Source organism: Alysiella filiformis (assembly GCF_014054525.1).
Lineage (GTDB): Bacteria > Pseudomonadota > Gammaproteobacteria > Burkholderiales > Neisseriaceae > Simonsiella > Simonsiella filiformis.
Genome location: NZ_CP059564.1, coordinates 437,183 through 460,796, shown reverse-complemented (window position 1 = coordinate 460,796; position 23,614 = coordinate 437,183). Strand labels below are relative to the sequence as shown.

The following is a 23,614-nucleotide window of genomic DNA, read 5'->3' as shown; positions in this document are numbered from 1 at the left end:
ATTTCAGGCAGCCTAGCCGCCTTTGCGTTGTTAGTTCCCGACCGCATAGGTCGCTTAGAAATTAACGAAACTGTTATCAGCAAATACAATATCGTTCCCGACCGCATAGGTCGCTTAGAAAATGACAGCACCGTTGTTTGCTTTACGTAATTCCGTTCCCGACCGCATAGGTCGCTTAGAAATTGACGAGTGATGCGCAAAACGAAGCCTTGACCGTTCCCGACCGCATAGGTCGCTTAGAAAAGCGCAAGAACAAATTGCGCCAAATGTGGTATGTTCCCGACCGCATAGGTCGCTTAGAAATTCGCCGTATACTGCGGCGTAAACAAAAGCAAGTTCCCGACCGCATAGGTCGCTTAGAAAGTCAGAAATTTGCTCGCCCACAACCATGTACCGTTCCCGACCGCATAGGTCGCTTAGAAATGAAAACCAGCGTCTTTGAAATCTTCCAAAGAGTTCCCGACCGCATAGGTCGCTTAGAAACCAAAAAAAAACGCCCAAACAGCCGCCAACATCGTTCCCGACCGCATAGGTCGCTTAGAAAACTTCGGGCGCAAGCACCGAAACCGTATCACATGTTCCCGACCGCATAGGTCGCTTAGAAAAATATCAGCAAAGCGGCGGTCAATCCGTACTAGTTCCCGACCGCATAGGTCGCTTAGAAAGAAAGCGTCAGCACGTTTTGAAATTCGCGCCCGTTCCCGACCGCATAGGTCGCTTAGAAACGAACAACTTTATCAATTCCGCTTTGATAAATTGTTCCCGACCGCATAGGTCGCTTAGAAAATAACCGTACCTGCCGATTTTGCCCCAGTTGTGTTCCCGACCGCATAGGTCGCTTAGAAAGCGATTTGGTTGATAAAATTTTCAACGGTATCGTTCCCGACCGCATAGGTCGCTTAGAAATTTTTCGCCCCATTTGTACCGCCTGTACGCCTGTTCCCGACCGCATAGGTCGCTTAGAAACAATGAAGTGGTTTTAACATATTCAGACCGCAAGTTCCCGACCGCATAGGTCGCTTAGAAAATTGAGAACGCACAATCAAGATTGGGTTATGTGTTCCCGACCGCATAGGTCGCTTAGAAAGTTAAAGTAATCTCGCTATTACTCATTTACTGGTTCCCGACCGCATAGGTCGTTCAAAAAATTCAGTCTGAAATTTTTGCAAAACTCGGCTTGTGGGGTCAGATTTCATCTCTGCCTTGTTTGGGGTTGCTGGCATTTTCATTTTTATCAATCAATGAAAGAAGGGGCGGATATGAAATCTGCCCCTATGTCAGTTATGAAAGTGGGTTTTGCAAAGGTTTCAGGCTGCCTTAAACGTGTTTGATGCGTTTTTAGGCAGCCTGAATGTGTTTTATCTCATTGGTTTATTGCTTTTTTGCGCGTTCCGCCATCATTTGGTGCAAGGTTTTTTCGGCTGGTTTCATGGGTGTGCGGAATTTTGTCCAATCCAACTGCCAAGCTGGTGTCAAACCCCTAAATGTGGTCGCCGCCCAACCAAAGGCACGATACGCTTTTTTCCCCGAAAAAATCCCATCAAACACACGCCACGCCAATTCTTCGCCAAATGAATGAGACGCGCCTTGCCCTTTAATGGGGTGCGACACGGTTTCATCGGGGCTGCGTTGGGCTTCCACACGCAAGCGTTGCATTTGCTCGGTAATGGGAATGCGTACAGGGCAAACTTCCACACACGCACCACACATGGAGCAAGCGGTCGGCAAATCGCGCGTTTTGTCCAAACCCAACAAATGGGGCGACAAAATTTCGCCAATTGGACCGGGGTAAGTCGTGCCATAAGCCGCGCCACCAATGCGCGTGTACACAGGACAATGGTTCATGCACGCGCCGCAACGGATACATTGCAAAGTTTGGCGCATTTGGTCTTCGGCATAGGCTTGGCTGCGACCGTTGTCCAGCAAAACCAAGTGCATTTCTTGGGGGCCGTCCAGCTCTTCGCAACGGCGTGGGCCTGTAATCATGTTGAAATAAGTGGTAATGGGCTGACCAATCGCGCTGCGCGGCAACAGGCTGTATAAGGGCGGAATGTCGGACAATTTTGCCACCACTTTCTCAATCCCCGTAATCGCAATATGCACGGGCGGTACGGTGGTGGACAATCTGCCATTGCCTTCGTTTTCAACCAAACACAGCGTGCCTGTTTCGGCTACGGCAAAATTCACGCCACTCAAACCCACATCTGCGGTGCGGTAAATGTCGCGCAACGCCATACGCGCAAAGCCTGTGAGTTTGTCCACATCATCGGTTAATTCGGTGCCAATTTGCTGGTGGAACAATTCGCTAACCTGTTGTTTGGTTTTGTGAATGGCGGGCATGACGATGTGGGTGGGTTTTTCGCCTGCCATTTGCACGATGTATTCGCCCAAATCGCTTTCAATGGCTTGGATATTTTGGTCGGCAAGATAATGATTTAACTCAATTTCTTCGCTGACCATGGATTTGCCTTTTACCATCAGCTTGCCATTTTTTTCTTGCATGATGCCGTGTATGATTTGGCAGGCTTCAAGTGGGGTTTCTGCCCAATGGACTTTCACGCCCAGTTTTTGCAAATTGCTTTCCAGTTGTTCCAGCAATTCAGGCAGCCGCGACAGCGAACGCTTGCGAATGTGCTCACACAAATCGCGCAATAATTGCAATTCTTGCTCGTTGGACAACACGTTTTTGCGGCGTGTCATCAGCATATCCATGGCGGTGCGCAGGCTTTTGCGTAGCGGCGCATCGGCAAGGGCTGTGCGGGCGTTTTGCTTGAAGGTTTCGGGGATAAAGTGGACGGTTTGGGGTTGCATGGTTTTTATTCCTTTATATTTGATTTATTTTATAAAAATGGGGTTTCAGGCTGCCTGAATATTTTATTTATTCTTTATTCTTCCCAAATTAAACAATCATCTAGATTATTTGATTGAGAGACCTTATTTTTTTCTTGGACTTCTTGAATTTCTTGAATTTCTTGGATTTGTTGCTGAATATTTATTAAGTTTTGATATTTGTGCTTACATTCCTGTTCAAATATGATGGCTCTTTTTGGCGTTCCTCTATTATCTGCATGGAGGCTATTAATAAACTTATCTTTTTCTCGTTCAATAAATTCATCAATTTCTTTGATAATTTTAGGCAAAATATCATGATTTAATTGAGTAATATATTCATCATCAATTAAAACCCAGTCTATTGTTTGTGGCTTATTAGTTTCTTTATGGCGAATTTCTCCACAATTTAATGGATAAGATAATCCATATTCACTATCTATTTTCAAATGATAAATATTAAAATATTGTCCTTTTGTGTTAGAAGATAGTTCATTGAATTTATAGTTAAGAATGAATAGGATATAGTTTTTATTTGATATTTCTTTCAAGTAATGTTGTAGAATGATAGAATCTACTGTTGTTAAAGGGAGTGAGTTTTGTTTGTAATCTAATTTTTGCATATTTAGTTACTCCTAAAATATATTTAAAATATTTGTTTTCTAATTCCGTAGGTCGGATACTTGTATCCGACATTCTTAATCATTTGATTAAATTGGAAATGTCGGATTTGAAAATCCGACCTACATTTTAAGGCAGCCTGAAAATGAAAATATTGTCATGCCGAACCAATTTTGACAAATCATTCAACGGTTTATTTTGCTTAACATCTTGTTGTAATCGCGCAATCAACGCCATTTTCATCGCATTATCCAAATGCTGAACCATTTGATAATGCTGTTCCAAAATCAATGCGGACATTTTGATACTCCTAAAAAATCGTTTCAGGCAGCCTGAAAGTCCCAGCGGACGGCAAATTGTAGGGTGCGTACCACGCACCAAATCCCAAATCATTTCAATATTTTGGTGCGTAGTACGCACCCTACATCATCAATCCGCCAAATCGCTCTCGCTCACCCCATCGGGCAAAATCGCCAACACCACCATGTCTTTCGGGCCATGCGCCCCGTATGCCAATGTGAGCTGAATGTCTGCCGTTTTGGAAGGACCCGATACCAGCACCACATTGGTGGGCATACCGTCCACCATTTTCTCGCCGTGCATGGCAGCGTGGAAGGTGTCGTACATTTTGCTCGCGTCAAACAGGCAAATGTGCACGGGCGGCACAAGGCTTTGGCTGCGCGGCTCGGCTGGCGTGGGGAACAACATCAGCGTGCCTGTGTGGGCAATGCCGCAACGCACATCGGTAAAACCTGCCTGAATGTCTTGGAAAAAGGTGTCTTTCCAATCTTCAATGGGGCGGTCAAAATGGCGCACTTCACATTTGCCTGCTGCTTGAACGGCTTGCGTTGCCAGTTTGCCATTGTCGGTGTCTTTGGGCAACAAAATGTTTTGCAAGCCTTTTTGTTCAATGACTTGGTTTAAGGCTGCCGTCCAATTATCGCGTGTTACCCAAAAAATTTCGGTTTTCACGGCTTTCATTGCGTTTGCCCAATGTTTCAATCGCGCGGTATCGCTTTCCCATGATGGCGACATTTGTTCATAGTATTCAAATACTTCTGGCTCGCGGATTGGGCTGGCGTTGGCTTTTTTGAGTTTGTTTAAAATATTGTAACGTGCGGCACTCATGCTTTGCCTCCTGTGCGTTGCAGCAAAAAGCTGGCGATGTGTTGGGGGCGTGGCATATTGGGTTCGTCTTTGGCGATTTTGCCGCCAATATTGAGCATACAGCCACAGTCTGCGCTGACAATGGCAGCCGCTTGGGTGTCTTTGAGTGCTTGGACTTTGTCGGCAACCATTGCGCCTGAAATGTCGGCTTGTTTCACGGAAAATGTGCCGCCAAAGCCGCAACATTCGCTTTCGTGGTCGTGGACGATGCGTTCTACATTGTTCAGGCTGTCTATCAATTTCCAACCTGTTGTGTGTACGTCCATTTCGCGCCGTGCCGCGCATGATGTGTGTACGGCAACTTTAATTGGTTCGCCTTTGTCTTCGGGCGTGTAGCCGATGTTGATGAGAAAATGGGTAAATTCCACCACGCGGTCGGCGATTTGGTTGGCTTTTTGTTCAAATTCGCTGCCTGCAAACAATTTGCGCCAATGGTGCGCCATCATGCCGCCGCACGAACCTGACGGCACGACAATGGGATAATTTTCAGGGAACAAATCCAGTTGCGCTTTGGCGACTTCAAAGGCTTCTTTGGGGTGTCCCGATGAGTAGGCAGGCTGACCGCAGCAGCTTTGCGCCATGGGAAAATGCACTTTAATGCCTTGTTGTTCAATTAGGGTAATGGCGTCCATGCCTGCTTCGGGCATGAACACGTCCAGCACGCAAGTGCCGAAGAAATAAATATCGGAAGGTTTGTTCATGGCTTGTGTCCATTTCTTTGTTTTTGTTGGAGATTGTGTTTGGGTGCAATTTTGAAATTGCGTGTAGGCATTGGGGGCTATTGATAATTTGTTTCGCGGTTGTTTTTTCGTCAAAAATCGCCAATTTCTGCGTCAAAAATACGCGCCAATGGACAGCATTGGCTCGCATTTTCTCCTTGAATTTGATAATTTTGTCTGAAAAAACAACTCCGCGCCCAAATTGTCAATAGCCCCTATTTTAGCCGAATTTGGATTATTCAGGCTGCCTGAATCCCATCTCAAACAAAGTCGCTGTGAACAATCAGCCACAAGAAAAAATGTGATGGCGACATAATGTCGCATTTTTGATAGAAAAATAAAGGGGATAAGGTGTTTTCAGGCAGCCTTTCACCGCCCTACAAAAAGTAAGCCAAATAAATGAATGTTCAACGGTTTCGTTTTAAACCCATATTTCAGGCAGCCTAAAAATGTAAGCTACTGAAATAAAATAAAAGTTACCGTTTTGATTCAAATTGATTTGGCTTGTTTTTTCAAATTTTGTAGTGGAATGAAAGGCTGCCTGAAACCTGCTTATTCAGACAAAACCGCTTGATTTTGCACCAAGCATTCTGCCGTGATGTCGCTGATTTTGGCGCAACTGGTTAGGGTCATTGCCACGCGCATTTCTTTTTCAAATAAATTCAACAAATTACTCACGCCTGCTTCGCCTGCCGTTGCCAAAGCATACACCCATGCGCGACCAATCATGGTGCAATCTGCGCCCAAAGCCAACATACGCACCACGTCCAAACCATTGCGTATGCCCGAATCTGCCAAAATTTTGATGTCGCCCTTAACCGCATCGGCAATCGCAGGCAGCGCGCGTGCCGATGACAGCACACCGTCTAATTGTCTGCCACCGTGGTTGGACACCACAATGCCATCTGCACCAAAACGCACCGCGTCTTTTGCGTCTTGTGGGTCTAAAATGCCTTTGATGACCATTGCGCCGTCCCAAAAATCGCGTATCCATTGCAAATCTTTCCACGAAATAGACGGGTCAAAATTGGCGGCCAAATAGCCAATGTAATCTTCCAAGCCCACTTCTTTGCCCATGTATTTGGAAATGTTGCCCAAATCATGCGGTTTGCCGTTTAAGCCCACATCGTACGCCCATTGTGGGTGTAAGGCTGCCTGAATATAACGGCGCAAAGCCGCGTGCTGTCCGCTCATGCCCGAGTGGGCATCGCGATAACGCGCCCCTGGTGTGGGCATGTCCACCGTAAACACCAAGGTGGAACAGCCAGCCGCTTTGGCGCGTTCCAGCACATTGGTCATGAAACCACGGTCTTTCAACACATAAAGTTGAAACCACATGGGGCGTTTGATGGCAGGCACCACTTCCTCAATCGGGCAAACCGAAACGGTGGAAAGCGTAAACGGAATCCCTTTATTATCAGCCGCTTTGGCAGCCTGAACCTCGCCGCGCCGTGCATACATGCCCGTTAAACCCACAGGCGACAAAGCCACAGGCATACTCAATTTTTCGCCAAACAATTCAATGCCCAAATCCAATTGCGACATGTCTTTGAGCACACGTTGGCGCAAAGCAATGTCTGCCAAATCAGACACATTGCGTGCCAAAGTGCGTTCCGCATAAGCCCCACCGTCAATATAGTGAAACAAAAACGGTGGCAAACGGCGGCGTGCGCCTTCGCGGTAATCGCTGGCAGATGAAATAATCATGTTCATTTCCTTTATGTGAATTATTTTGATTATGAATTTTATTATCATTTAAAAACGATTGCAAAGACATTTTCAGGCAGCCTGAAAAGCCATTGCGTATAATCGTTGTTTTGCTTTATTGAATCACACAACATGACACCAACACGCATTTTGGGCATAGACCCTGGTAGCCGCATCACAGGATTTGGCGTGATAGACATAGTCGGACGCGATTATCACTATGTGGCATCGGGCTGCATACGCACCATTGCCAACGATGAATTGGCAGGACGCATCGCCATTATTGTGCAACACATAGACGAAATCATTGAAACCTATCGCCCCAATCAGGCAGCCATTGAGCAGGTTTTTGTGAACGTGAACCCCAAAGCCACGCTCATGTTGGGGCAAGCGCGGGGGGCAGCCATTGCCGCCTTGGTGATGCGCGGTTTGCCCGTGTACGAATACACCGCTTTGCAAGTCAAACAAGCCGTGGTGGGGCAGGGCAAAGCCGCCAAAGAGCAAGTGCAACACATGGTGGTAAATATGCTCCAATTATCGGGAACGCCCCAAGCCGATGCCGCCGATGGATTGGCGGTTGCCCTAACCCATGCTTTGCGCGGACATGGTTTAGCAGGGCGTTTGGGTGGTTTGGCGATTAAAGGCGGACGCTTTCAAATTTAAATTTGCCCTCATCATTTTGCAAACCCTCTTTCTTTTTGATTTTTCCTGATTTTGATTTCTCGCCCAAATGAATGTTTGGGCGATTTTGTTTTTCAGGCAGCCTGAAAAATTGCCCCCATTTTGCCTTCAATTTAGTTTAAATATACAAAATAATCAATATTGATGAATAAAATGAACATAAGTGAAAAATCACAATTAAACCATATTTATCATCAAAATAAAAATTTCATTTAAAATGAAATAAAATGGCATTTTATGTTGTTTGATGATTTTTTCAAATAAATATTGAAAATTTGGTGCAATTAAATCATTTTTAAAAATCAAATAAATCATTTAAAATAATGAAGTTAAGTAAAAATAGTTTTAAACAATGGAAATTGGGATTTTTATTTTAAAATTGCTTTTTTGATATGAAAATTGATTTCATTAACTTAATTTGATTAAATAATGTGCAAAAAAATCGTTTGTGATTTGTTTGAATGGGAATGGTTATTTAAAGCCATTTTTACTATAAAAATGCCATTTTCAAGACAAATTAAACGCATTTTTTGTGATTTTTTGGAAAATGGCAGAACGGGTTTGGATTGGAATTGGGTTTCAAATTTAAAATCATTGTAAAAATAAATTAAATTGTTTTTAAAGTAAAAAATGAAAATTTGATTTTCAATCACATCTGATTTTATTTTTTATGATGAATGAAATAAATTGGTTTAATTAAATCATTTTTAAACTATTTTACGGTTGAAAATGAATTTATTTAAAATAATAGTGAGAATTATTTTAAATAAATAATAAAGTGATTGGAAAAATGCGTGTTGTCGCCCAAAAATGAAAGCTATAAAATGTGGCGTTACGATAAATTTTGGAGTTAAGGAAACATCATGGCTGCCCCTTCTTTGATTGAGCGATTTAATTTGCGTTTGCCCATTGTGCAAGCACCCATGGCTGGCGGTGCCACCACGCCCACTTTGGTGGCGGAAGTGTGTCAGGCAGGGGCTTTGGGCTTTTTGGCGGCAGGTTTTTTGTCGCCCGAACAAATCGTGTTGCAAGCCGATGAAATCATGGCGAAAACCAATCGGGCTTTTGGCATCAATTTGTTTGTTTTGTCGGAAGAAGAAAGCAAAAATGTCAAAGGGGATTTGCCTGCGTGGCTGGCTGAAATGTATTGGCAGCGTGGCTTGCCTTTGCCTGCGCCTGAACAGGCTGCGCCTTTGTTTGAACAGCAATTTGACGCGCTATTGGCGGCGCAACCTGCGGTGGCTTCATTCACTTTTGGCATCATTTCTGATGAGCATGTGCGCGAATTGAAAAAGCGCAATATTGCGGTGGTTGGCACGGTCAATCATGCGGAAGAGGCGCGACAATGGGCGGATTTGGGTGCAGACGCGGTGGTGGTGCAGGGCGGAGAGGCAGGCGGTCATCGCGGTGGCTTTATGCCGCAATATGTGGCTCAACCCATGGGTTTGCGCCCTTTGCTGACGCAATGCCGACAAAGTGTCCGCATTCCTTTGTGGGCGGCTGGCGGTTTGATGACGGGGCAGGCAGTTGCTGCCGTGCAAAACATGGGGGCAGAAGCCGCACAAATGGGTACGGCTTTTTTAAGCACCCACGAATCGGGCATACACCCTGCTTATAAAAATGTGTTGCTGGATGTGCAGCGCGGCATTACGGTGCATACGAAATTGTGGTCGGGCAAAATGGCGCGTGGCATTGTGAATCGCTTTTTGCGTGAAAACATGGCGCATGAAAATGAAACTTTGCCCTATCCCTTACATCATGCGATGACCCAAGCTCTGCGCGCCCAAGCTGCCAAAGAAGGTGATGTGGAGTACATGGCATTGTGGGCTGGGCGTGGCGTAACATTGTGCCGCGATTTGAGCGTAGCCGATTTGTTGAATGAATTGGAAACGGAATACATGCAAGCGGTGTCGCGTTAATTGGTTTGTTGAAAATGGAAAAAGGCTGTCTGAAAATGCGTTCAGGCAGCCTTTTTTGGGATTGTGGGGTGGCAAAATGTTTCACATGAAACCTTTTTCAGGCAGCCTGAAACCGCATCACGCATTAAAATGAAACGATATGCCCATTTTGCTGCCCATTTGGTAAACGCGAAACAGGCTCAAATAAAACACTTCGCGCCAAAAAAATTCACTGCGCTGATTGCTGCCCACATAGCGGCTGGTGGGCGTGGGCGAGGCATAGGCTGGCACATTAAAATGTTGGGCAATGCTCATGGCGCGCGCCATGTGGTCGGGGTCGCTGACCAAAATGACTTGCTTGATGGCGTGTTGTTGCATGAGCTGTTTGGCATTGCGAATGTTGTAGAGCGTGTTGCGCGATGCGTTTTCCACGATGATGTCTTTGGGTGGCACGCCGTGTTTGATGGCAAACATTTTGCCCACTTCCGCTTCGGTGGGGTAGCCCTGTTTGGGTGTGCCACCTGTGAAAATGATTTTTTTAACAAATTGATTTTGATAAAGATAAATGCTGTGCTGAATGCGTTCGCGGTAAACGGGCGAGGGCTTATCGCCCCATGCTGCTGCGCCCAAAACCAAAGCCGCGTCTGCATGATAATCGGACGTGGCGCGTGTGGCGTAATCGTACACCTGCCACGCGCTCCACCCCACCAGTAATGCCACGCCCAGCACCAAAATACCCGCCAAACGCAACAGAAATTTGCCTGTTTTTAACATATTTTCCTTTTAAATCAATATGTTTTTGTTTTTCAGGCTGCCTGTTTTTGCCTTGCAATAACCAGCGTGCTGCCTGAAACGAAATTTTAAGAACCTGAGTTCGTAAGATTGATGACTTGATTTTATTGACCATTCTTGCGAATACAAGGCGGCTTTTCACGCCAATATTGAACATATGGGCATGGAAAGCCAACGCAGTAGGCGCATGAAGTGGCGATAAAAGCAAGCGATTAAGATTATGAACGCAGGTTCTAATATAATGGCGTTTTCAGTTCCATCAAGTCAAATCATGTTTTCACAAAATGCTTGGCAAAACGGCAGATGGCAGCCTGCCACACAAAAAGTTTCCCCAAACTGCTGTCCGCGTCCCGATAATGAACCAATCACGCTGATTGTGTTGCACAACATTTCACTGCCGCCGTTTGAATACGGCACAGGCGCGGTGGAAAAGCTGTTTACCAACCAAATTTCAGGCAGCGAACACCCCTTTTTCACACAGTTGGTGGATTTGCGCGTGTCCAGTCATTTTTTTGTTACCCGATTGGGCGAAGTGGTGCAATTCGTATCGTGCGATGAAATGGCGTATCACGCAGGCGTATCGCAATTTGCAGGGCGCGAGAAATGCAACACATTTTCCATCGGCATCGAGCTGGAAGGTTGCGATTTTGAGCCATTTGCCGCCGAACAATATGCCGCATTGCACGATTTGCTGTTGGCAATTTGCGCCCATTATCCCATTGATGCCATTACAGGACACGAACACATCGCCCCCAATCGCAAAACCGACCCCAGCGCGTTTTTAGAATGGGAAAAATTGCCCCTACAAAATCTCATCAACAAAAACAATGCGGCTTGAAAACCACATTTCCCACAGAAAAATCGTTTTCAGGCTGCCTGAAAAGGCAAGATAAGTTATAATTCCCAGCTATTTACCTTTTAATAATGATATTTAAAAACAAGATGCCTGTACATTTTGGCGTAATTTTTTGTTTTAAAATGAGATTTAATCGTAATGAACGACACACTACTTATCATCATAGCCTTTTTGCTGCTGGTGCTGATTGCCGTGTTTGCCTATAACATGATTCAGGAAAACCGCTATCGAGCCAAAATCCGCGACCAATTTGGACACGCCGACCGAGACGCATTGTTGGGCAACAAAACCCAATCCGTGCGCGATGGCAAACAAGATAAACTGAAACCCAGCAAAATCAAAAAAGCGGCAAACAAACCCAGTAAACCCACCAAAAACAATCCGCCCGCACCCAGCCTTGCCACGCCCGTGGTCAGCAGCCTGCCCATTGAAGACAGCAAGCCCGTGCCAAGCACCCTGCCGCGCGATGTGCCAGCACCCAAATTGATAAAATCAGCCAACCCCAGCGTTTCCGTTGATGACACAATCGGTTTGGCAAACGAAGGCAGATTCAACTGGGCAATAGCCAGCAGCCAAAGCACAGACGATGAACCCAACGAATCCATTGAAGACAGCATTGAAGTCAGCCTGCCTGAAAATCCCATTGCCGATTTGGTGGGGTCGTCCAATCGCGAATTGGTTTCGCCCATGAATCACACGCCCATTTCCACGCCTGCGCCCATTGTGCAGCCCGAACCCATCAAACGCGAAGTATTGGTGGATTTGCACGATTTAAGTCGCAGCCAATTATCGTGGTTTGATGCGCGTGCCGATTACATGGCATACGTTTCCTTGCGCGAGCCACAAGAATTGTATGCCGTGCCACGTTTGTCCAATCGTTACCGCTTTCAAATTGTCGGTTGCACCATGGACGGTCTGTTTCAGGTAGCCGAACCCATTCCAGGGGTCATGTATCAAGCCTTTGCCATTGGTTTGCAAGCCATCAGCCGCAACGGTTTGGCAAACGAGCGCGAATTAAGTTTGTTTGGACACCAAGTCAAAAGTTTTGCCGACAAAATGAACGGCGAAATTTTGCTGACCGATATTCCCGCCTTTTTAGAAGTCGCACAGCCACTTGACCAAATTTGCGAGCGCGTAGACCAAACCATTGCCATACATTTGGTATCGCGCATCAGCATTTTGGGGATAGAATTGCGTTCCACTTTGGAAGATTTGGGTTTCCAACTGATGCAAGATGGCACGTTCGGTTTTTGCGAAGTGGGTGGCGAAGTCAAATACAGCGCAGTAACACTAGACGGCAGCCAGTTTACATCAAGCCTATTGGCAAGCCAGCCCTACAAAGGTTTCAGTATGCTGTTTGACATCACGCGCGTACCGCATGGCGAAAGCAATTTTGACGAATTCATGAATTTGGCAGTGCGCCTGTCGTCCAAATTAAACTTGGAGTTGGTAGATGACCAAATCAACGAACTCTCAACCGAATGGCTCAAAGACGTACGCAGCTATGTGCTTGACCGCCAAAGCGAAATGCTGAAAGTGGGCATAGAGCCAGGGGGCGTGTTGGCGCAGCGTTTATTCTCATAAAGCAGCAAATGACGTGGGTGTTTACACCCACGTTTTTTATTGATGTGCTTATTTTATTGGAAAAGGGTTTTTCAGGCAGCCCTCCCCAAAGGAGCAGAGTATTGAATGTGTACATGGCGTCTTGCCGCCATACCCACGCTTTGTGTGTGTGGCGCGAAGCGGTTGCTGTTTTGATTGTGGGTGTGGGTAGGGTGCAACTTGTTGCACCATTTCAGGCTGCCTGAAAGTTGATGGTCAAAATAAATTTCGTGATAAATCAAAATATTTTGCAGTTTTTGTCAAAAAAAAGTTTGGCGATGCTTGACCAGTTTGGGCATATTGGGCATAATTCGGTTCTTCGCTGCTACGGCAGAGTTGATTGAGATAAGTTAAGTTCTTTAAATGAAAGATTACCGATAAGTGTGAGTGTATTGAGCCTCACACTGTTTTGAGAGTTTATAAGATTGAATGTGTTTTTCATATTTATTTTCTTGTTAATTTCTTTGAAGCAGACCAGAAGTTAAGTAAGTTAGAGATTGAACATAAGAGTTTGATCCTGGCTCAGATTGAACGCTGGCGGCATGCTTTACACATGCAAGTCGAACGGCAGCACGAGTACTTGTACTTGGTGGCGAGTGGCGAACGGGTGAGTAATGCATTGGAACGTACCGAGTAGTGGGGGATAACTGTCCGAAAGGATAGCTAATACCGCATACGACCTGAGGGTGAAAGCGGGGGACTTTTAGGAGCCTCGCGCTATTTGAGCGGCCAATGTCTGATTAGGTAGTTGGTGGGGTAAAGGCCTACCAAGCCGACGATCAGTAGCGGGTCTGAGAGGATGATCCGCCACACTGGGACTGAGACACGGCCCAGACTCCTACGGGAGGCAGCAGTGGGGAATTTTGGACAATGGGGGGAACCCTGATCCAGCCATGCCGCGTGTCTGAAGAAGGCCTTCGGGTTGTAAAGGACTTTTGTCGGGGAAGAAAAGCGGATTGATAATACCAGTTCGTGATGACGGTACCCGAAGAATAAGCACCGGCTAACTACGTGCCAGCAGCCGCGGTAATACGTAGGGTGCGAGCGTTAATCGGAATTACTGGGCGTAAAGCGAGCGCAGACGGTTTGTTAAGTCAGATGTGAAATCCCCGAGCTCAACTTGGGAACGGCGTTTGAAACTGGCAAGCTAGAGTATGTCAGAGGGGGGTAGAATTCCACGTGTAGCAGTGAAATGCGTAGAGATGTGGAGGAATACCGATGGCGAAGGCAGCCCCCTGGGATAATACTGACGTTCATGCTCGAAAGCGTGGGTAGCAAACAGGATTAGATACCCTGGTAGTCCACGCCCTAAACGATGTCAATTAGCTGTTGGGGCACTTGATGCCTTAGTAGCGTAGCTAACGCGTGAAATTGACCGCCTGGGGAGTACGGTCGCAAGATTAAAACTCAAAGGAATTGACGGGGACCCGCACAAGCGGTGGATGATGTGGATTAATTCGATGCAACGCGAAGAACCTTACCTGGTCTTGACATGTGCGGAAGGCTTTAGAGATAGAGCTGTGCCTTCGGGAACCGCAACACAGGTGCTGCATGGCTGTCGTCAGCTCGTGTCGTGAGATGTTGGGTTAAGTCCCGCAACGAGCGCAACCCTTGTCATTAGTTGCCATCATTAAGTTGGGCACTCTAATGAGACTGCCGGTGACAAACCGGAGGAAGGTGGGGATGACGTCAAGTCCTCATGGCCCTTATGACCAGGGCTTCACACGTCATACAATGGTCGGTACAGAGGGTAGCCAAACCGCGAGGTGGAGCCAATCCCAGAAAACCGATCGTAGTCCGGATTGCACTCTGCAACTCGAGTGCATGAAGTCGGAATCGCTAGTAATCGCAGGTCAGCATACTGCGGTGAATACGTTCCCGGGTCTTGTACACACCGCCCGTCACACCATGGGAGTGGGGGATACCAGAAGTAGGTAGGGTAACCGCAAGGAGCCCGCTTACCACGGTATGCTTCATGACTGGGGTGAAGTCGTAACAAGGTAGCCGTAGGGGAACCTGCGGCTGGATCACCTCCTTTCTAGAGAAAAGAAGAGGTTGAATGCACTCACACTTATCGGTAATCGTATTATAGATGCAAGAATTAAAAAGCAGATTAAAGAAGAAATGATAAGGTTTAAGATTGTTTATTTTTAAATTTTAAATTTTGATGTTTCTTTGATTTGTTTTAAATAAGTTCATGGGTTTGTAGCTCAGGTGGTTAGAGCACACGCTTGATAAGCGTGGGGTCGTAGGTTCAAGTCCTACCAGACCCACCAGTTGCAAAACAAAGGAATACTGGGGGCATAGCTCAGTTGGTAGAGCACCTGCTTTGCAAGCAGGGGGTCATCGGTTCGATCCCGTTTGCCTCCACCAAGATTCAGGCAGCCTGAAAGTGGAATAAAAATAAAATAAAAAACTTTTAAAAAGAGTTAAGCTTAAAAAGTTTAATTTTTTATTTTTGATTATTTTTCTTTTTTAAATTGCAAATTAAAGCGAGTTTGTGTAGAATGGCTAGCTTGCTTGTTTTAATTTGCAATTTGCTGATGATTTTATCAGTTAATTGATTGCATCGCTCTTTAACAAATTGGAAAGCCGAAATCAACAAACAAAGACAATTTTGGTTTGATTTGGTTTGAAATCAGTTTGCAAACTGATTTCAGGCAGCCTGAAACAAAACTCAGGTTAAAAAGAATTGAACAACAGTATTTGGGTGATGATTGTATCAATACCCGTCTTGAAACACAAAAGGCAAGATGGGTATCACAACAAAGCAGTAAGCTTTATTGTTTGAGAATCTAAGTAGAATATGGTTGTCAACGCTGTATTCTGCAAAGTCAAAGGTTCTTCAAATGATAGAGTCAAGTGAATAAGTGCATCAGGTGGATGCCTTGGCGATGATAGGCGAAGAAGGACGTGTAAGCCTGCGAAAAGCGCGGAGAAGCTGGCAAAAAAGCAATGATACCGCGATGTCCGAATGGGGAAACCCACACAGCAATGTGTATCCCAGTCTGAATACATAGGACTGGCGAAGCGAACCGGGAGAACTGAACCATCTAAGTACCCCGAGGAAAAGAAATCAACCGAGATTCCGCAAGTAGTGGCGAGCGAACGCGGAAAAGCCTGTGCGTGATAATGGCACTGTTAGGAGAAGGACTTGGAAAAGTCCGCCACAGTGGGTGATAGCCCCGTATCCGAAAACAGTATCATGGTACTAAGCGCACGACAAGTAGGGCGGGACACGTGAAATCCTGTCTGAATACGGGGGGACCATCCTCCAAGGCTAAATACTCATCATCGACCGATAGTGAACCAGTACCGTGAGGGAAAGGCGAAAAGAACCCCGGGAGGGGAGTGAAATAGAACCTGAAACCTGATGCATACAAACAGTGGGAGCACCTTTAATGGTGTGACTGCGTACCTTTTGTATAATGGGTCAACGACTTACATTCAGTAGCGAGCTTAACCGAGTAGGGGAGGCGTAGGGAAACCGAGTCTTAATAGGGCGATCAGTTGCTGGGTGTAGACCCGAAACCGAGTGATCTATCCATGGTCAGGATGAAGGTGCCGTAACAGGTACTGGAGGTCCGAACCCACGCATGTTGCAAAATGCGGGGATGAACTGTGGATAGGGGTGAAAGGCTAAACAAACTCGGAGATAGCTGGTTCTCCCCGAAAACTATTTAGGTAGTGCCTCATGTATCACTTCTGGGGGTAAAGCACTGTTATGGCTAGGGGGTCATTGCGACTTACCAACCCATTGCAAACTCAGAATACCAGAAAGTGCAATCATGGGAGACAGACATCGGGTGCTAACGTCCGGTGTCAAGAGGGAAACAACCCAGACCGCCAGCTAAGGTCCCAAATGACAGATTAAGTGGTAAACGAAGTGGGAAGGCACAGACAGCCAGGATGTTGGCTTAGAAGCAGCCATCATTTAAAGAAAGCGTAATAGCTCACTGGTCGAGTCTTCCTGCGCGGAAGATGTAACGGGGCTCAAATCTGTAACCGAAGCTGCGGATGCTAGTTTACTAGCATGGTAGGGGAGCGTTCTGTAAGCCTGTGAAGGCAGCTTGTAAAGGCTGCTGGAGGTATCAGAAGTGCGAATGTTGACATGAGTAGCGATAAAGCGGGTGAAAAGCCCGCTCGCCGAAAGCCCAAGGTTTCCTACGCAACGTTCATCGGCGTAGGGTGAGTCGGCCCCTAAGGCGAGGCAGAAATGCGTAGTCGATGGGAAACGGGTTAATATTCCCGTACTTTGATTCAATGCGATGTGGGGACGGAGAAGGTTATGCTGGCAATCTGTTGGAATAGATTGTTTAAGCCTGTAGGTGGAAGGAGTAGGCAAATCCGCTCCTTCTTAACACCGAGACGTGATGACGAGTGTCCACGGACACGAAGCAGCAAATACCACGCTTCCAGGAAAAGCCACTAAGCTCCAGTTGAATCAAAACCGTACCGCAAACCGACACAGGTGGGCAGGATGAGAATTCTAAGGCGCTTGAGAGAACTCGGGAGAAGGAACTCGGCAAATTGATACCGTAACTTCGGGAGAAGGTATGCCCTGTAAGGTTAAGGACTTGCTCCGTAAGCCTATCAGGGTCGCAGAGAATCGGTGGCTGCGACTGTTTATTAAAAACACAGCACTCTGCTAACACGAAAGTGGACGTATAGGGTGTGACGCCTGCCCGGTGCTGGAAGGTTAATTGAAGATGTGCAAGCATCGGATCGAAGCCCCAGTAAACGGCGGCCGTAACTATAACGGTCCTAAGGTAGCGAAATTCCTTGTCGGGTAAGTTCCGACCCGCACGAATGGCGTAACGATGGCCACACTGTCTCCTCCCGAGACTCAGCGAAGTTGAAATGGTTGTGAAGATGCAATCTCCCCGCTGCTAGACGGAAAGACCCCGTGAACCTTTACTGTAGCTTTGCATTGGACTTTGAAGTCACTTGTGTAGGATAGGTGGGAGGCTTTGAAGCAGAAACGCCAGTTTCTGTGGAGCCGTCCTTGAAATACCACCCTGGTGGCTTTGAGGTTCTAACCCAGACCCGTTATCCGGGTCGGGGACCGTGCATGGTAGGCAGTTTGACTGGGGCGGTCTCCTCCCAAAGCGTAACGGAGGAGTTCGAAGGTTACCTAGGTCCGGTCGGAAATCGGACTGATAGTGCAATGGCAAAAGGTAGCTTAACTGCGAGACCGACAAGTCGAGCAGGTGCGAAAGCAGGACATAGTGATCCGGTGGTTCTGTATGGAAGGGCCATCGCTCAACGGATAAAAGGTACTCCGGGGATAACAGGCTGATTCCGCCCAAGAGTCCATATCGACGGCGGAGTTTGGCACCTCGATGTCGGCTCATCACATCCTGGGGCTGTAGTCGGTCCCAAGGGTATGGCTGTTCGCCATTTAAAGTGGTACGTGAGCTGGGTTTAAAACGTCGTGAGACAGTTTGGTCCCTATCTGCAGTGGGCGTTGGAAGTTTGACGGGGGCTGCTCCTAGTACGAGAGGACCGGAGTGGACGAACCTCTGGTGTACCGGTTGTTTCGCCAGAAGCATAGCCGGGTAGCTAAGTTCGGAAGAGATAAGCGCTGAAAGCATCTAAGCGCGAAACTCGCCCAAAGATGAGACTTCCCCTGTGGTTTAACCACATTCAAGGGTCGTTGTAGACCACAACGTTGATAGGTCGGGTGTGGAAGAGTGGTAACACTTGCAGCTAACCGATACTAATTGCCCGTAAGGCTTGACTCTATCATTTGAATAACTTTAAACAGTTCTACTACAAATGACAAAGCTTACTGATGACTCAGTCATCACCAAAAATACAAAATCAATACAAACACAAAACCTTTGTTTTATTGGCTTCCCAATTTACCCCCTTTACGTTTGGCGACCACAGCGGTTTGGACCCACTCCTTCCCTTCCCGAACAGGACAGTGAAACATCCCTGCGCCGATGATAGTATACTCCGTATGCGAAAGTAGGTCATCGCCAAACTCCTTATTCTCTACCCCAGCTCCTTTTATTTTATTAGGTGCTGGGGTTTGCTTTTTAGTATAAAAAACTTGATTTGTGCCATTTTTTAATTTAGTATGGGCAAGTAATTTAGGAGACTGACATGAATTTGGTGCGTATTTTTGCCATATTGGGTTTGGTATTTTCTTTGGCTGCCTGTGGCGGTGAACAGCAAGCAAATCAACAAAATAATACTCAACAGGTGGGACTGGTGTCAAACGCCAATGTCTCGGCTGATGATTCTGAATCTGAAGAAAAACCTGTGAAAAAAGTCAAAAAAGAGACTTATGTGCCAGCTGAACCCGTTAACTTGAATACTGCTACGGCAGAAGAATTGGTGGCTGCCTTAAAAGGTACTGGGGTAGGTAAAGCAAAAGTTGCAAAAATCATTGAATATCGTGAACAAAATCATGGTTTTAAATCGATTGATGAATTGATGGAAGTGAAAGGTATTGGCAGTAAAACATTAGAAAAAATGCGGAATCGGGTTGTCATTACCAATCAGGCAGCACCCGCCAATTCAAAAAGCAAAAAAGTCGCACCAATTAGTCAAACCGAATGAAAATAAATGATATGATTATGGCTGTCTGAAATATTTCAGGTAGCCTTTTTTATTTTAATTGAGGAAACAATGATGAAATTCCAAACTGTTAATGAAAAAATCAGCCATTTGCAATCCATTATGCAAAAAAATCAGGTTGATATTCTGATTGTTCCCACTGCTGACCCGCATTTGTCGGAGTATTTGCCTGAATATTGGCAAGTGAGAAGTTGGTTATCTGGATTCACAGGTTCGGCAGGCACATTATTGATTCATAAAGAAAAAGCGATTTTATGGGCAGATAGCCGTTATTGGGAACAGGCTCGACAACAGCTTTCAGGCAGCATCATTGAATTGGGTAAAATGTTGCAAGCCAATGATGTATTGGATTGGATTATTCAAAATACAGAAAAGAATCAAGTTGTTGCTGTGGCTGATGACATGATTGCTTTGTCTCAATATCAACATTACCAAAATGTTTTGTCGCGCCATGATATTGTTTTTAATGCAATTTCTGATTTGGTTGATGAAATGTGGCACGATAGACCAGCCTTGCCCATGGCACCCATCTATCCACATTTGGCACAATTTGTTTTTGAAAGCAGTTTGGACAAAATCAATCGCATTCGTGAAAAAATGAAGGCGGTGAATGCCGATTATCATTTGGTTTCTTCGCTTGATGATGTGGCGTGGATAAGCAATTTACGGGGCAGTGATGTGTCGTCCAATCCTGTATTTTTGGCACATTTATTGATTGGTTTGGATTCTTGTATTATTTTTCTGCATAAAAATAAATTAAATGATGAAAGTATTGAATTATTAAAACAGGCGCATATTCAAATTCGGGATTATGCGGATTTAGATGATGAACTGGCTCAATTAACAGGTGTTTTGTGGGTGGATTCGGGCAAAATGGCGGTTCGTACTCTTGCGAAATTGCCTGAAAATGTGATTTTGTATGAGGCGAGCAATCCCAGTTCTTTGTTTAAATCACAAAAAAATCCACAAGAAATTCAATGTATTCGCAATGCAATGGTAAAAGATGGTGTGGCTTTGTGTGGTTTTTTTGCGGATTTGGAGCAGCGATTTGCAAATCAACAGCGTGTTTCTGAAAATGACATTGACGGTATGTTGATTCATTATCGCAGCCTGCAAGCGCATTATGTTTCGCCCAGTTTTGACACGATTGCGGCGTTCAATGGTAATGGTGCAATGCCGCATTATCGTGCGCCAGAGCAGGGCAGCAGTTGGATTGAGGGCGATGGTTTGCTGTTGATTGATTCGGGGGCGCAATATCAAGATGGCACAACCGATATCACGCGCGTTATGCCAGTTGGTAATGTAAATATTCAACAAAAACAAGATTTTACTGTGGTGTTGAAGGCGCACATTGCGTTGGCGACCACCGTTTTCCCCGAAAATATGCCTGCGCCGATGATTGACGCAATTGCGCGTAAGCCGATGTGGTTGCGACAATGTGAATATGGTCATGGCACGGGACATGGCGTGGGTTATTTTATGAATGTGCATGAGGGCCCGCAAAGAATTGCTTATCAGTCGGCTGTGAATGCGGATAATGTGTTGAAGTTGGGCATGATTACGTCCAATGAACCGGGTTTGTATCGTCAGGGCAGATGGGGGATTCGCATTGAAAATTTGGTGGTTAATCAAAAAGTTGAATCGCCTTTGGAAACGGAATTTGGTTCGTTCTTGTATTTTGAAACTTTGACTTTGTGTCCGATTGACACCCGTTTGATTGATGTGGCTTTGTTGAATGATGAAGAAATTTCATGGGTAAACCAATATCATCAAATGGTACGCGATAAATTGTCGCCTTTGGTTGAGGGCGATGCTTTGGCGTGGTTGTTGGCGCGAACCGAAGCGATTGCACCTTAAAATTCAGGCAGCCTGAGAAATGTGTTTTCAGGCTGCCTGAATTTTATTTTTGCTTAATCAAATCTTGATATGCACCCAAGTTTTTCACATTGGTAAAGCCCATGCCTTTGAGGGTTTGCAAGGCTTGTTCAGAGCGGTTGCCACTGCGACAATACAAATGAATTTCGCTGTCTTTATCGGCACCTGTTTCGGCAATGCGTTGGGCGATTTGGTCGTGTGGAATGTTGGTTGCGTCTGCCAAATGTCCGTCTTTAAATTCATCGGCGGTGCGTACGTCAATCAACACGACTTTTTTGTTGGCATTGGGCGCAACGCTTTGGCTGGGGGCGATGGTTTGGGTGGCGGGTTTTTCGGCTGGCGAACACGCGCTCAATGCCGCCAAAATGAGTAGGGGCAAATATTTTTTCATGGTGTGATTCCTTGTTGTGGCACTAAAATGATGATGATAAAGGATAAAATCTTCATTTTTTGGCACAAAAAGCGCAAATTGTGGGCGATTTTTCCCATTCAGGCTGCCTGAAAACGCGCTACAATCGCATTTTTGTTTGGAAATTTCACCATGTTTCGCAGTTTCTTTTTGAATAAGCGTTGGTCGCTTTGGTCTTTGGGTGGTTCGCTGCTGATTTTGTTGGCAACGTGGTATAAAGTGGAATTGGACGTGCAAATCAATCAATGGTTTGGCGAATTTTACGATGCCATTCAAAACATTCTGAAAACGCCCAATAGCGTTACGTTTCCCGAATTTTTGGCACAATTAATGAAGTTTGCGAAAATTGCGGGCATTTACATTGCATTGGCGGTGTTGATAGACTTTTTTGGGCGACATTATATTTTCCGTTGGCGCACGGCGATGACCGACCATTATTTGGCGCATTGGGAAAAGGTGCGCCACATTGAAGGCGCATCGCAGCGTGTGCAAGAAGACACCATGCGTTTTGCGCGGATTATGGAAACTTTGGGCGTGAGCTTTTTGCGGGCGGTGCTGACTTTGGTGGCATTTTTGCCGATTTTGTATGAATTAAGCCAAAAAATCAACACCTTGCCTTGGATTGGTGCGGTAGATGGCTCTTTGGTTTGGGTGGCGTTGGTTTTTTCTATTGTTGGCACGGTGGTGCTGGCTGTGGTGGGCGTGAAATTGCCAGGGTTGGAATTTAACAATCAAAAAGTGGAAGCTGCGTTTCGCAAAGAATTGGTGTTGGGGGAAGATGACCCCAGCCATGCCCAACTGCCCACATTGCGCCAACTGTTTGACGATGTTCGCAAAAACAATTATCGTCTGTATTGGCATTATATGTATTTTGATTTGGCAAAGTGGTCTTATTTGCAATTTGCGGTGGTGGTGCCGTATATTGCGCTTGCACCGAGTTTGATTGCGGGTGCGCTGACTTTGGGCGTGTTGCAGCAAATTGTGCGTGCATTCAATAAGGTGCAAGATGCGTTTCAGTTTTTGGTGCAATCGTGGACGACCATTGTGGAATTGTTATCCATTCACAAGCGTTTGAAAGAATTTGAGAAGCAGATTTCATCGCTTTAACCCAATCATACAAACAAGCGTGCAGGCTGCCTGAAAAAATGTTTTCGCAAACAAATGTTTGTGGTTTTCAGGCAGCCATTTTTGCGTCATGGTGCTTTTGCAAACGCTTTACAGCCACAAAAATCCATTTAACACAAGGCGGTGTATGATTCGTTTCATCAATTCAACGCAAATATGCCAACCACAGAAAGGAAAACATCATGAAAAAATTGACCGCATTAACCGTAGCCCTGATGATGAGCGCAGGTGTTGCCATGGCAGCCAGCCACATTGAGCCAGCCCCCATGGAACGCGGTGGCAAACACCATCACGGTAAAATGCACGGCAAAAAAGACGGCTTGCCATTCGGTTTTGCCGAGTTGAATTTGAGCGATGAGCAAAAAGCCAAAATCAAAGCGATTATGGAAGCCGACCGCCCACAGTCCCCACGAAACGATGAGCAAAAAATTGCCCAATGGCAAAAACGCATGGAAAATCAACGCGAACAAGAACGCAACCTGATGAGCCACAAACATTTTGACGAAAATGCCGCCCGCAAAATGATTGCCCAACGCCAACAAGAACGCGAACAACAACGCCAGCAAAATGGCGAACGTGAATTGCAAATGCTGAAAAAACGCCACGCGGTGTTTCAAGTGCTGACCCCAGAACAGCAACAACAGTATCAAGCCAATCAAGAAAAGAAAATGGCTGAAATGGCAAAACGCCACGCCGAACGCCCCATGTTTGAGCGCAAATAATTCATTTTAAAACCATTCAGGCA

General features: G+C 45.9%; 17 protein-coding genes, 2 tRNA genes, 3 rRNA genes and 1 CRISPR repeat array (1 of these 23 only partly in view). Of the genes, 14 read left to right on the top strand and 8 right to left on the bottom strand.

All coding sequences use genetic code 11. The annotated features are described in order from the left end of the window. Positions 1-1,147: a CRISPR direct-repeat array (repeat unit 28 nt; unit sequence GTTCCCGACCGCATAGGTCGCTTAGAAA) (it extends 2,193 nt beyond the left edge of the window). A 224-nt stretch (positions 1,148-1,371) separates the two neighbouring features. The 6 genes from H3L97_RS02325 to lldD all read right to left on the bottom strand — a co-directional run bounded on the left by H3L97_RS02325 (position 1,372) and on the right by lldD (position 7,043). Next, positions 1,372-2,811, bottom strand: a complete 1,440-nt coding sequence (locus H3L97_RS02325) for a LutB/LldF family L-lactate oxidation iron-sulfur protein (RefSeq protein WP_097114704.1) — start codon at positions 2,809-2,811, stop codon at positions 1,372-1,374. Positions 2,812-2,885: 74 nt separating this feature from the next. Beyond that, positions 2,886-3,452 carry a hypothetical protein gene (locus H3L97_RS02320; RefSeq protein ID WP_097114703.1) on the bottom strand — a complete coding sequence of 189 codons (567 nt, stop codon included), beginning with the start codon at positions 3,450-3,452 and terminating at the stop codon, positions 2,886-2,888. Between the two features lie 127 nt (positions 3,453-3,579). Beyond that, positions 3,580-3,750, bottom strand: coding sequence for a hypothetical protein (locus H3L97_RS02315; protein ID WP_179655863.1), 171 nt, complete (start codon positions 3,748-3,750; stop codon positions 3,580-3,582). Between the two features lie 129 nt (positions 3,751-3,879). Further along, positions 3,880-4,578 carry a LutC/YkgG family protein gene (locus H3L97_RS02310; protein WP_097114702.1) on the bottom strand — a complete coding sequence of 233 codons (699 nt, stop codon included), beginning with the start codon at positions 4,576-4,578 and terminating at the stop codon, positions 3,880-3,882. Next, on the bottom strand, positions 4,575-5,318 hold the full coding sequence (locus H3L97_RS02305) for a (Fe-S)-binding protein (protein ID WP_097114701.1): 744 nt from the start codon (positions 5,316-5,318) through the stop codon (positions 4,575-4,577). The genes H3L97_RS02310 and H3L97_RS02305 overlap by 4 nt, the downstream gene beginning before the upstream one ends. A 570-nt stretch (positions 5,319-5,888) precedes the next feature. Then, positions 5,889-7,043: an FMN-dependent L-lactate dehydrogenase LldD gene (gene lldD / locus H3L97_RS02300; RefSeq protein WP_097114700.1), complete on the bottom strand. Its 1,155-nt coding sequence runs from the start codon at positions 7,041-7,043 to the stop codon at positions 5,889-5,891. Between the two features lie 132 nt (positions 7,044-7,175). Between lldD and ruvC the strand changes: the two genes are divergently transcribed. Together ruvC and H3L97_RS02290 are read left to right on the top strand one after the other, a co-directional pair. Further along, complete coding sequence (gene ruvC, locus H3L97_RS02295; protein ID WP_097114699.1) at positions 7,176-7,706, top strand: crossover junction endodeoxyribonuclease RuvC; 531 nt, start codon at positions 7,176-7,178, stop codon at positions 7,704-7,706. An 881-nt stretch (positions 7,707-8,587) separates the two neighbouring features. After that, positions 8,588-9,643, top strand: coding sequence for an NAD(P)H-dependent flavin oxidoreductase (locus tag H3L97_RS02290; protein WP_097114697.1), 1,056 nt, complete (start codon positions 8,588-8,590; stop codon positions 9,641-9,643). 117 nt (positions 9,644-9,760) lie between these two features. On the opposite strand, the gene H3L97_RS02285 is transcribed toward H3L97_RS02290, so the two are convergent. After that, positions 9,761-10,396, bottom strand: a complete 636-nt coding sequence (locus H3L97_RS02285) for a YdcF family protein (protein ID WP_097114696.1) — start codon at positions 10,394-10,396, stop codon at positions 9,761-9,763. 289 nt (positions 10,397-10,685) lie between these two features. Here H3L97_RS02285 and ampD point away from each other — a divergent pair, with 289 nt between their 5' ends. From ampD to H3L97_RS02240, 10 genes are all read left to right on the top strand, one after another. Continuing rightward, on the top strand, positions 10,686-11,252 hold the full coding sequence (gene ampD, locus H3L97_RS02280; protein ID WP_097114695.1) for a 1,6-anhydro-N-acetylmuramyl-L-alanine amidase AmpD: 567 nt from the start codon (positions 10,686-10,688) through the stop codon (positions 11,250-11,252). Positions 11,253-11,408: 156 nt separating this feature from the next. Continuing rightward, on the top strand, positions 11,409-12,854 hold the full coding sequence (locus H3L97_RS02275) for a cell division protein ZipA C-terminal FtsZ-binding domain-containing protein (RefSeq protein ID WP_097114694.1): 1,446 nt from the start codon (positions 11,409-11,411) through the stop codon (positions 12,852-12,854). A gap of 101 nt (positions 12,855-12,955) precedes the next feature. Continuing rightward, a complete protein-coding gene (locus H3L97_RS12005; RefSeq protein ID WP_257011015.1) occupies positions 12,956-13,078 on the top strand; it encodes a hypothetical protein in 123 nt (40 codons plus the stop codon). A gap of 293 nt (positions 13,079-13,371) precedes the next feature. Further along, positions 13,372-14,910: ribosomal RNA gene (locus H3L97_RS02270) — 16S ribosomal RNA — on the top strand. Positions 14,911-15,071: 161 nt separating this feature from the next. Beyond that, positions 15,072-15,148: transfer RNA gene (locus H3L97_RS02265), tRNA-Ile, on the top strand. 21 nt (positions 15,149-15,169) lie between these two features. Further along, positions 15,170-15,245 (top strand) — tRNA-Ala (locus H3L97_RS02260). A gap of 483 nt (positions 15,246-15,728) precedes the next feature. Beyond that, a 23S ribosomal RNA gene (locus H3L97_RS02255) occupies positions 15,729-18,616 on the top strand. Positions 18,617-18,750: 134 nt separating this feature from the next. Further along, a 5S ribosomal RNA gene (gene rrf / locus H3L97_RS02250) occupies positions 18,751-18,862 on the top strand. Together the 16S, 23S and 5S rRNA genes with 2 tRNA genes alongside form the textbook arrangement of a ribosomal RNA operon. Before the next feature lie 121 nt (positions 18,863-18,983). Beyond that, the gene (locus H3L97_RS02245; protein ID WP_097115211.1) at positions 18,984-19,442 is read left to right on the top strand and encodes a ComEA family DNA-binding protein; all 459 of its coding nucleotides are present in this window, start codon (positions 18,984-18,986) and stop codon (positions 19,440-19,442) included. A gap of 72 nt (positions 19,443-19,514) precedes the next feature. Continuing rightward, positions 19,515-21,317: an aminopeptidase P family protein gene (locus H3L97_RS02240; protein WP_097115210.1), complete on the top strand. Its 1,803-nt coding sequence runs from the start codon at positions 19,515-19,517 to the stop codon at positions 21,315-21,317. A gap of 43 nt (positions 21,318-21,360) precedes the next feature. Here the strand turns inward: H3L97_RS02240 and H3L97_RS02235 are convergent, their stop codons facing one another. Beyond that, complete coding sequence (locus H3L97_RS02235; RefSeq protein ID WP_097115209.1) at positions 21,361-21,726, bottom strand: rhodanese-like domain-containing protein; 366 nt, start codon at positions 21,724-21,726, stop codon at positions 21,361-21,363. Between the two features lie 150 nt (positions 21,727-21,876). Here H3L97_RS02235 and H3L97_RS02230 point away from each other — a divergent pair, with 150 nt between their 5' ends. After that, complete coding sequence (locus tag H3L97_RS02230) at positions 21,877-22,851, top strand: putative transporter (RefSeq protein WP_097115208.1); 975 nt, start codon at positions 21,877-21,879, stop codon at positions 22,849-22,851. 200 nt (positions 22,852-23,051) lie between these two features. Then, positions 23,052-23,591: a Spy/CpxP family protein refolding chaperone gene (locus H3L97_RS02225; protein WP_097115207.1), complete on the top strand. Its 540-nt coding sequence runs from the start codon at positions 23,052-23,054 to the stop codon at positions 23,589-23,591. Positions 23,592-23,614 lie beyond the last annotated feature (23 nt).